At 69.6% G+C, this 9,377-nt stretch carries 7 protein-coding genes and 1 rRNA gene; 1 reads left to right on the forward strand and 7 read right to left on the reverse strand.

What is annotated here, in order from left to right:
• The 4 genes from HOQ23_RS20325 to HOQ23_RS20340 form a co-directional block, all read right to left on the reverse strand.
• Positions 1-100, reverse strand: a 16S ribosomal RNA gene (locus tag HOQ23_RS20325); the annotation flags it as partial.
• 867 nt (positions 101-967) lie between these two features.
• Positions 968-2,509 (reverse strand): D-alanyl-D-alanine carboxypeptidase/D-alanyl-D-alanine-endopeptidase, encoded by a 1,542-nt coding sequence (gene dacB / locus HOQ23_RS20330; RefSeq protein ID WP_172217447.1) that lies wholly within the window; start codon positions 2,507-2,509, stop codon positions 968-970.
• Between the two features lie 465 nt (positions 2,510-2,974).
• The gene (locus HOQ23_RS20335; RefSeq protein WP_172217449.1) at positions 2,975-4,057 is read right to left on the reverse strand and encodes an ABC transporter permease; all 1,083 of its coding nucleotides are present in this window, start codon (positions 4,055-4,057) and stop codon (positions 2,975-2,977) included.
• 196 nt (positions 4,058-4,253) lie between these two features.
• Positions 4,254-5,174: an NAD-dependent epimerase/dehydratase family protein gene (locus HOQ23_RS20340; protein ID WP_172217451.1), complete on the reverse strand. Its 921-nt coding sequence runs from the start codon at positions 5,172-5,174 to the stop codon at positions 4,254-4,256.
• 149 nt (positions 5,175-5,323) lie between these two features.
• On the opposite strand from HOQ23_RS20340, the gene HOQ23_RS20345 reads away from it, so the two are divergent.
• Positions 5,324-6,031 (forward strand): TetR/AcrR family transcriptional regulator, encoded by a 708-nt coding sequence (locus HOQ23_RS20345; protein WP_172217453.1) that lies wholly within the window; start codon positions 5,324-5,326, stop codon positions 6,029-6,031.
• 45 nt (positions 6,032-6,076) lie between these two features.
• Here the strand turns inward: HOQ23_RS20345 and HOQ23_RS20350 are convergent, their stop codons facing one another.
• The 3 genes from HOQ23_RS20350 to HOQ23_RS20360 all read right to left on the reverse strand — a co-directional run bounded on the left by HOQ23_RS20350 (position 6,077) and on the right by HOQ23_RS20360 (position 9,257).
• Complete coding sequence (locus tag HOQ23_RS20350; protein WP_172217455.1) at positions 6,077-6,769, reverse strand: HAD family hydrolase; 693 nt, start codon at positions 6,767-6,769, stop codon at positions 6,077-6,079.
• A 219-nt stretch (positions 6,770-6,988) separates the two neighbouring features.
• Positions 6,989-7,999, reverse strand: coding sequence for an EcsC family protein (locus HOQ23_RS20355; RefSeq protein ID WP_172217457.1), 1,011 nt, complete (start codon positions 7,997-7,999; stop codon positions 6,989-6,991).
• Positions 8,000-8,219: 220 nt separating this feature from the next.
• Positions 8,220-9,257, reverse strand: a complete 1,038-nt coding sequence (locus tag HOQ23_RS20360) for an IS30 family transposase (RefSeq protein ID WP_172217459.1) — start codon at positions 9,255-9,257, stop codon at positions 8,220-8,222.
• Positions 9,258-9,377 lie beyond the last annotated feature (120 nt).

The following is a 9,377-nucleotide window of genomic DNA, read 5'->3' on the forward strand; positions in this document are numbered from 1 at the left end:
TCGCCGCTCGTGTACCCCCGAAAGGGCCTTACCGCTCGACTTGCATGTGTTAAGCACGCCGCCAGCGTTCGTCCTGAGCCAGGATCAAACTCTCCGTTGAAAAACAACACCACAACCACCCAAGAGCAGTCATGGAAAAAGAGATGCCCCTGACAGGAGAAACTAGCTGACAAAAATTGTCTAACCAGAATCATTGTCAAAGAAACCATCGACACCATCAAGGCAAAGCCAAGATCATGTCGACGGGGCATAACAAACTAATTCGTCGACTATATGACACACTGTTGAGTTCTCAAGGATCAGACACACCCGATAGTCGGCCTCTCGGCCTCCCCCTCGGGGCTTGCACTACTTTACCTCGGACTTTCCCGCCTTGCAAACCGGGCCGTTTCCCGTTTCCCACCACATAAACAATGTGGCTGAGAATCTGAAAACAAACCCGGGTTATTCGGCGAGTTTCTCCGTGGAGAATCTTGCCTCACAACCCCCGGTCAAGCAATTCGAGAGAATCCCTCCCCCGCCCGAAGCGCAGGCCACCGCACGCGGCGCCATGACACAGTCACGAACGAGACGGCCACCCACACCAGCAAGCCACCAGCCCTAGACCGGACCGGCACCCCGCTGCACTGGGGCAGCCCGGAGAACATTACGGCCCGATCCCCCCACGCACAACTCCGCACGACGTGACCCCGACCACCGTTCGACCACCGTTCCCGCGCGGCTCCGGGACGGTCCCGCTCATCAGGTCCAGGCACGGTGGCGCCAGCGCCACCCCCGACGAGGAGAGCAGCGATGAGAGCCCGGAAGAGGGAGGCACCTCCAGTCCGGACGACGAGCGCACGGCCCCGGTGGCCACGGACATCGTCGTCAACGACCCGCTGACCGTGGCCGGGGAGGAGGCGGCGCACCTGACGGATCCCCCACCACCGGTCCGGGACGGGACGGTCCCTGTCCCGGACCGTGCGGGCTACCAGCTGCCGTGGACGGTGGCGGCCAGGGCGTCGAAGCCTTGCCGGATCGCGAGGCTCTGCGGGGCGCCGTTCTGCATGAACGCGTAGGCCTTGAGCCTGCCGTCCGCGCCGCGGGTGACCCCGGCGAGGGTGATCACGTCGTACAGCGAGCCGGTCTTGCCGCGCACCTCACCGGCCGCCCCCTGCGACTGCGGGGTGACGAACCGGCCGTAGCTGCTGGCCAGGGTGCCGTTGACCCCGCCGAGCGGGAGCCCGCGCTTGATCGGCCACATCGTCGCGTGGCGTCCCTCGGCGTACGCGGCCCGCAGGATCGACACCAGGTTGGCCGCGGAGATCCGGTCCGCACGCGAGAGGCCGGAGCCGTCGTAGAGCCGCATGCCGCGGGTGTCGACGCCCAGCTCGCGCAGCATCTGCATCTGGGCCTGCGCACCGCCGCGCCAGGTCGGCTCCAGGCCGAGCTCGACGGCGGTCAGCCGCTGCAGGCCCTCGGCCAGGTCGTTGTCGGAGTACTGCAGCATCTGGATCACGACCTCGGAAACCGGGGTCGAGTGACGGGCGACGGTGGCCGCGTCCTTCGGCGCCTCCGAGCGGTGGACCGAGGCGACCTTGACCCCGCGGGCGCGCAGCGCGTCGGCGAAGAGGTGCCCGGCGTCCATCGCGGTGTCCATCACCTGGCGCTGGTCCACGATCAGCGAGCGGACCGGGGCGACGTTGCCGGGCTGGTAGCCGCTGGTCCAGCCGGGGCTCGTCGTGGGACGACCGAAGAGGCTGTCGTCGACGCGCAGCCGGTACGGCGTCCTCTTGTCGGCGCGCTTGGCGGTCTTCGCGGCCAGGGCGCTCAGGTCACCGCTGGTGAGCAGCTCGTCCCCGCCGCCGACGATCGTGATCGTCTTGTCGTCGAGGCGCACCTCGGTGGTCAGCTTGTGGTGCGGGCCGAGCGCCTTCAGCGCGGCGACGGCCGTCCCGAGCTTGGTGGTCGAGGCCGGCATCATCGCCCGGTGCCCGTCCTCGCTCCACACGTCGCGGCCGTTGTTGACGTCGGCGACGTGGCCGGTGACGACGCCGCCGAGCTGGTCGTTCTCGATGCGGTGGCGCAGCTTGGCCGCCATCCGGCGGTCCGCCGAGGTCGGCTTGGCCCGGCGCGCGTGCTCGGCCTGCTCGGCCAGGACCTTGCGCTGGATCTGCTTCGCCCGGCGGATCTCGTGGCCACGCTCGACCCGCTGCTGCTCGGTCCGCTCGGTCTGGTGCGGGTGCCCAGCGCGCTTCGCCTGCCTGCCGTGCCCGGCCCGGTCGGCCCGGTCGGCCCGGTCAGCGCCCAGTGCCTGCTGGGCGCGCTCGAACCGTACGGCGGGCGACGCGTCCGGCTTCCCCGACGGCTCGTCGTCGTAGGAGGAGGCCACCAGCCCGGGCACGAGCACGGTGGTGGCCACGAGGGCCGCGGACACGGCGGCGGTGCCGAACTTGCGGTGCCGATGGGTGCCGGCGTGGTGGTCGAGGTGCTGGCCGGAGTCGTGGGACGTCCGCGCAGGGCGCGACATACGGAATTGACCTCCGAGTCGGTGGTTGCTGGGTGTCGGTGGGTTTCGGCCGCGACGGCGCGCACCGCGGCTCGGGGGCGCGCGGCGTACCGTCCGGGCAGACGACCGGGAGCCGGCAGACAGGAACGCCGTCCGGGCGGGCTCCGGCGCGCGTGGTCGTCCCGCCGACGCGGCGCGTCGGCGGGGCGGGCCGGACCCGTGGTCGTCCTGGGGCATCGCCGGCGATCGCGGGGAGGTCGCGATGACCATTCAGGCCAAGCGGGTTCGCTGCGTGGTGACGCTCAGAACATCGACTGCTCAGGCTCGGCGGACCGTCCTCCCCACCGGAACCTGTACTTCGAGTCTAGGTCCGTCGAGGGCCCCGTTCACGGGCTGGCGATGGGGTATGCGTCACCCCTGGACGAGCCGGACTCCCGCCCGCCCAGCCGAACGGGCGCCCGGTCTCAGGCGCGGGTCAGGAGCACCTCAGGCGCTCATCAGGAGCTCGGGTCGCCGGCCGCGCCCGGCGACGGCCAGCGTGAGGACGATCCCGACCACGGCGTACGCCGCCAGCACCAGCAGCGGCCGCATCATGTCGTCGGACCCGAAGTAGACGATCTGGCGCACCCCGTCGACACCGGCGCCGGTCGGGATCCAGTCGCCGACCACCCGCCAGAAGGCGGGCATCACCCCAGCCTGGAACGCCCCGCCCGAGCTCGGGTTGCCGATGATCACGATCAGCAGCAACGTCAGCCCGATCCCGATCACCCCGAGCAGCGCCTCGAACCCGATCGCGAGCGCAGCGATCGAGAACGACACGGCGGTTCCGAGCAGGCCGAGCTGCCAGAAGTGTCCGGTCTGGGCGTCCAGCATCGGCCCGACGATCAGCGCGCCGCCGAACCCGGAGGCCAGGGCGTAGGGCACCAGCGCGGCCAGCCGGAGCGCCGCGACGCGCACCGAGCGGGGCCGGTCGCCGCGCGCCAGCGCCACCACGGTCGGGAACAGGTAGGCACCGACCGCCCAGCCGACCACGAGGTAGAACCCGGTGAGCCCGCGGGCGTCGCCGCTCTGCAGCGGCACCAGGTCCTCCTTCTCCACGCCCCGCCGCTGCTCCTCGACGACCTTGGTGAGGACTCCCGAGGCAGCCTCCTCGTCCGAGACACCGCCGCCGGAGGCGACCAGCAGCAGGTCGGTGCTCTTCTCCGGGCGCAGCACGAGGGCCGCCACGTCGTCCCCCTCGCGAACGTCCTCGCGCGCCTCGGACTCGGAGTCGGCGAGCGAGGCGTCCAGCGGGTCACCGGAGAGCCGGTTGAGCTCATCGACCAGCTGCTGGGCCTGGCTGCTCGCTCCCGCGGGCGCGACCACCTGCACCTCGAGCTGGTGCGGCTTGGGGTCGTGGAACGCGCCGACGTAGCTGTAGATGAAGGCGAACTGGAGGAAGAGCACGCCGAGCACCCAGGCCACGGCGCGGATCATCGACTTCCGCGGGTCGATCGCCAGCGACGGTGTGGATCCGCTGCTGGTGGATCCGAGCTGCTCGGGGTCCTGCGGGGTCCCTTGGGCTGACATGGCATCTCCCTCACCGTTGCGCCGTTCGCGCGAACCTGGCGCGGACGCCGTACGGCGGGTGCAGCTGCCCTGGGCCCGAGCGCCCTGGTTCCTCACTGTAGGACGGCGCGGCGCCGTTGTGACCGGTCCGGATACCCGGGCCCCTTGGCCCTACGGGCCCCGATCCGGTCTCGCTCGTGTCCCGCCGTCGCCGGCCTCAGGTGCGGGAGCACCACCAGCCGACGGTCTCGGCCAGGACCTGGTCGAACGGCGTCGAGGCCAGGCCCAGCTCGGCCTGGCTGGCCGTGGAGTCCAGGACGAAGGGCCGCTCGAACTGGTAGGCCACCTCGGCGAGCTCGCGCATCATCGGGATGCCGACGCCGACCACCCGCAGCAGCGAGGTGGGCAGCCCGCCGATCCTCGGCTCGCGCACGCCCGCGAGACGGGCGTACCCACGGGCGACCTCGCGCTGGGTGACGGGCGCGCCGGTCGCGGCGTGCCAGACCCGGTCACCGCCCAGGCCCCGGTCGGCGACCGTGATCATCGTCGCGGCAAGGTCGGGGACGTAGGTGAAGGAGTGCGCCTGGTCGGGGCTGCCGACCACCCGCAGCGTCCTCTCGGCCAGCACGGCGCTCAGCATCCGCTCCCCGACGTGCGAGGCGAGGGCGTAGGGGCCGACGAAGTCGCTGGCGACCACGCTGGCGGTAGGCGTCGGGTGGGCGGCGCGGGCGAGCAGCAGGCGAGCGCGCACGCCGCCCTTGCCGGTGCTCACCGACCGCTCGGAGGTCTCCATCATCGCCTTGTCGGTGCGGGAGTAGGAGTACAGGCTCTCGGGGAAGACGACCCCGGTGGCGGCGCGGCCTGCCTCCTCGAGGACGGCCGCCTCCGTCCGCGGCAGCTCGCGCTCCCAGGCCCGGACGTCGTACGGCGCGTGCGCGCAGTGGAAGACCGCCGCCGAGCCGTCGAGCCGGCCTCGGAGCGCGCCCGGGTCGCCGGCGTCGACGGCGACCCGCTCCGCTCCCTGGGGACCGGAACCGGAACGGGTCAGCACCCGGACCTTCTCGCCCCGGGCGAGGAGCTGTTCGGCGATGGTGCGGCCGACGGGGCCCGCGCCGATGACGGTGTAGGTCTGGGACATCAGGGCTCCTCGGCGACGACAACAACAACAACAACAACAACAACAACAGAGAGCAGTGCTCTCACTTGAGCATGACGCACGCCTCGACAGGCGTCAAGAGCACTGCTCTCTTCATTGACCGCTGCTCTTGCGGAGGGGAGGATGCGGGCATGGCAACCACTCCTCGCCAGCGCGCCCGCGAGCGCACGATGGACGAGATCGTCCGGATCGGCCGCGAGCACCTCGCGACCGAGGGCGCGGCGGCGCTCTCGTTGCGCGCGGTCGCCCGCGACCTCGGCGTCGTCTCCTCGGCGATCTACCGCTACGTCGCCAGCCGCGACGAGCTGCTCACGCTGCTGGTCATCGACGCGTACGGCGGGCTCGCCGACGAGGTCGACGCCGCACTGGCGCGCCGCTCGCTGGCACCCCTCGACGAGGTCGCCGAGATCGCCCGCGCGGTCCGCACCTGGGCCCGACGCGAGCCGGCCCGCTACGCGCTGCTCTACGGGAGCCCGGTCCCGGGCTACCACGCACCGGCCGACCGGACCACCGAGCCCGGCACCCGCGTGGTCGCCCGCCTGGTCGGCGCCCTCGCCGGCGCCGACCCCGCCCATCGGTCTCCCGAGGCAGGCCCGGCGCCTGTCGAGGGACGCCTCGGGGCGGACCTGACTGCGGTCGCGGCGGCCCTGGGCCACCAGGTCGACGCCGCGGTGATGGCCACGGGACTGCTCGCCTGGAACGCGGTCCTTGGCGCGATCAGCGCCGAGGTCTTCGGCTGGTACGGGCCGGAGTTCGAGGCCACCGGCGACCAGCTCTTCGAGCGCCAGCTCGGGGGCGTGCTGGAGATGCTTGAGCGGGCCGGCGTGCGCCCTGCCTGAGCGGATCGGTGCCTGCCCGACTTCCGGGGACCCACCGGCACCGCACTAGCCGAGGATCGCCTCGATCTCGAGGAGGCTGCTGATGGTGGCCTCCGGCTGCACGTGCGGATCCTCCGCGAGCCGGTTCAACCACACCCCGCGCAGTCCCGCCTGTGTCGCGGCCAGCGCATCCGTGCGGAGGGTGTCGCCCACGTAGGACACCGAGCCCGGCGAAATACCCAGCCGCTCACAAGCTCCGGCGAACGCCGCGGCATCAGGCTTCGCGGCCGGCAGCGAGGACGAGGCGACCACGCAGTCGAAGCGGTTGAGCAGTCCGACGGCGCGGAGCTTGGCACGCTGCTGCGCCTCGTCCCCGTTGGTCAACACTCCGAGCACGACGCCCGATTCAGCGAGCAGGTCCAGCGCAGGCACCACGTCGTCGTAGGCGACCCACGCGGCCTCGTACAGCTCGAGATAGGACTCGAACAGCCGGTCGACCGCGCCGGTGTCCGGGACCGGACGCCCGAGGAAGGCCAGGAACTCGGCGATCCTGCTGCGGCGCTGCTCCTGGAACGTCGCCTCGCCGCGCAGGTAGGCCGCGAAATGCACGGCTTCGAGGCGGACCCACTCGGCAACGGCATCATCCGCCGCCTCCCGCCGCCCGCCGTGCTGCGCCACCCACGCAGCAACCGCCGCGTCGGCGGCGGTCCGGTGGTCGACGAGCGTGCCGTCGAGGTCGAACAGGACTCCCCGTGTCACAGCCGGACGTAGCAACCCGTCGGACCTGTGCGTCTCCCGACGACGAACGGTGCGAGGACTTTCGGGCATGACATCGAGGGCACACCCCAGAAGCGGCAGGGCTCGCTCGCCACAGGACCAGAAACCCGATGATCCCTGCGTGGGCGGCACGTTCCCAAGATCCGATTCTGAGCGGTGCCCGGGCATCATGGCGTGGCCACCACAGGGTGGAGCGCAGCGTCAGAGGTGTCCAGCACGCTGGCCCTCGAGCACCTCGAGGACGTCAACCACCTGCTCCTCCCCCTTGCGCCGTTCGGCATCGTCCCCCGGTGAAGCCTCGACCCATTCCTCGGGATGGATGTCATAGATCTCCGAGAGGACCCGCAGCCGGTACACGGCCTGGGCGCGTCGGAACGTCTGCTCGGTCATCTGCGCACTGAGGGCAGCGTTGATACCTATGCCGACGTAGGGCAACGTCTGCGCCAACTTGCGATGTGTCAGTCGTAGGCCGAGCATCTGGTACGCCTTCGCAACGGCCTGGACCAGGAGGTGCTCGTTCAACTGCTTCCACGTCGCTTGCCGCATCATTTCCTGGGCTAGCCGGGACAGCGCAGCCAAGGCATGCGCCTTGGCGCCAACCGAAGTGGCCATGCCGAGGGATAGAACTCCCATCGCGAACAGCTCTTCCTCGGGGATCCCAACGTCGTACCCGTACCGGGTGGCGACTGCACCGATGGTGCGGCCCATCATCGCCATCGAGGCGACGGAGTCCACGGCCACCGCGCCGAGGGCGACGGCTGCCACCGTGCCCCCCTTCACGGTCCTCGAGACCTCGGCACCAGTGACAGCCAGTGCCGTCGCAGCGCCCTCGCCGGCCGACGCGGCTGCATAACGGAACTTCGGTGGTCGCATGGCGTCGCGATCCTCAAGGGACAACTCCCGCACATGCTTGAGCGTTCTCACATCCGGATGCCGCTTGGCGTAGCGCTTCACGATCGCGTCCGGCCGAGTGCTTCGCAGCGCCGGCTGGAAGGTCAGGGCCAAGGTCCCCTCAAAGACGTTCTCTGCGACGTCCTTCATGGCCTCGGCGGCGGGCACATCCGCAACTACGTCGGAGAACTTCGATGCTGCGTCGCTGACCCGCGTGCGGATACCCGCTGGAATGACCTTCAGACGTGTCGGGGCGTACAGCACATCGATCGAGTGCTGCCATGCGTCACGCTCGTAGGGCGTCAACTTCTCTAGGCTCATCTCAATACCCCCTGTTGCAGCTGGCCTGTTTCAGCTTCACGTGATGGCTTTCGAGGAGGCGCCTGGGACCTCGGGAAGATCGTCCGGCACTTCACCGGCGACCTCGATTCGCACGAGGGTAGCCCCGGATCGACGGCAGTGACCGCGACCGCGCCGCTGAGCGAGGTCCGCTCTTGAGTGAGCAGGCGCCGAACGCTCATGGCGGGCGGAATCTAGGTAGTCACGCAACACCGTGTTCGTCGGCGGACTTCGCCAGTATGTCGTCGAGCATCTCGGCTGGGGTTCGGAACCCGTGTCTTTTCCGGGGTCGGGAGTTGAGTTCGTTCGCGATGTTGTCGAGCATGCCGGGGCCGTAGAACGAGAGGTCGCTGCCCTTGGGCAGGTGTTGGCGCAGCAAGCCGTTGGTGTTTTCGTTCGTGCCGCGCTGCCATGGGGAGTGCGGATCACAGAAGTAGATCTCCAGGCCCGTCGCTTTCGCGATCTCACGGTGGCTAGCCATCTCTCGCCCTTGGTCCCAGGTCAGTGACCGGCGAAGGTGGTCGTCCAGAGTCAGCATCTTGGCGACTAGGGCTTTTTGGACCGCCAAAGTGCCGTGCCCGTCAGGCAGATGAAGCAGCATCACGAACCCAGTTGTCCGCTCGACCAAGGTACCGACCGAGCTGTCAGAGGCCGTCGAGCCCATGATCAGGTCGCCTTCCCAGTGCCCCGGCACGGCCCGATCCTCGATCTCAGCCGGGCGGTCGCTGATCATCACCATGTCCCGGATCTGGATTCGCCGGTGGCCTGGAGTGCGGCGCGGCTTGCGCATCGATCGGCCCGTACGCAAGTGGGCGGTTAGCTCCCGCTTCAGCCCACCGCGGGCCTGGAGGTACAGCGACTGATAGATGGTTTCGGCCGACACCCACATCTCCGGTTCGTCGGGGAAATCGACCTTGAGTCTGCCAGCGATCTGTTCCGGGCTGTCGTGACGCTTGAGGCGCGCCTGGACCTCGCTGCGCAGGCGAAGGTTGGTCGCGAGCTTCGCACTGCGTGGACCCCGCCGACCTCGATCGGCATGCGTTTGGGCCATCGACGCTCGATATCCCCGAGTGCCGACGGCTCGTTTGAGCTCACGACTGACCGTGGACGGATGGCGCCCGATCTCGCTTGCGATAGCTCGCACCCCCAATCCGGCAGCCTGCAGCCGCATGATCTCCTCCCGTTCTTCGAACCGGAGGTAGCGCCGTCCAGCCGGCTCGGCATTGGTAGCGAGATTCACCCTGTCGCGTGCCGGGTTCAGTGGAGGCTCTGAACTGACGCGCTGAGGGTAGTCGGCGCGGGGTTGTGCCGGTAGTGCTCGTCCTCGAACTCAACGGGTGGGACGAGGCCGATCTCGCCG

This window comes from Nocardioides sp. zg-DK7169 (assembly GCF_013155365.1).
Lineage (GTDB): Bacteria > Actinomycetota > Actinomycetes > Propionibacteriales > Nocardioidaceae > Nocardioides.